We start from the raw sequence: 729 nt of genomic DNA, 5'->3' as shown, positions 1-729 counted from the left end.
GCCCGGCATTTCAGCAGTTTCACCACCGATAAGTGCACAGCCAGATTGAACACAACCTTCAGCAATGCCTGAAACTACGTCAGCAGCTGTATCAACGTCTAGCTTGCCTGTTGCGTAGTAGTCTAGGAAGAATAGAGGTTCTGCACCTTGAACGATTAGGTCGTTCACACACATTGCCACTAGGTCGATACCTATGGTGTCGTGTTTTTTCATATCCAAAGCAAGGCGAAGTTTAGTACCTACACCATCTGTACCTGAAACCAGAACAGGCTCTTTGTATTTAGTTGGTAGTTCACATAGGGCGCCAAAGCCACCAATGCCACCCATTACTTCTGGGCGACGAGTGCGTTTTACCGCACCTTTAATACGATCTACTAGTGCGTTACCTGCATCGATATCAACACCAGCGTCTTTGTAGCTTAGAGAAGAATTATTACCGCTCACGGGATAGTCCTCGGTCTTAAGTTGGATGTGAAAACGGCGCTATTCTAACAGGGCTTACCAAAGAAGAGCAAACGTTTGCGTGGATTTTTTACCAAATAAACATACTGAAAATGTGATGAAAACGATGTATAATCTGTGGGTTTATTTAAATATTGCCGGAGTTGTAAATGAAAGTTGTTGAAGTAAAACACCCGCTAGTTAAGCACAAGATTGGCCTGATGCGTGAAGGCGAAATCAGCACGAAGCGTTTTCGTGAACTAGCAACAGAGGTGGGTAGCCTTCTAA

At 44.4% G+C, this 729-nt stretch carries 1 protein-coding gene and 1 pseudogene; one reads left to right on the top strand and one right to left on the bottom strand.

Annotated elements, in window-relative coordinates; all coding sequences use genetic code 11:
• The coding region (gene purM / locus KIV40_RS28530) for an AIR synthase related protein (protein ID WP_285352587.1) at positions 1 to 444 on the bottom strand (444 nt) is incomplete at its 3' end.
• A 167-nt stretch (positions 445 to 611) separates the two neighbouring features.
• On the opposite strand from purM, the pseudogene upp reads away from it, so the two are divergent.
• A pseudogene (gene upp, locus KIV40_RS28525) lies at positions 612 to 729 on the top strand (uracil phosphoribosyltransferase); the annotation flags it as partial.

This window comes from Vibrio sp. D173a (assembly GCF_030248475.1).
Note: the sequence above shows the minus strand (reverse complement) of the source record. Positions and strands in the feature narration are given on the sequence as shown.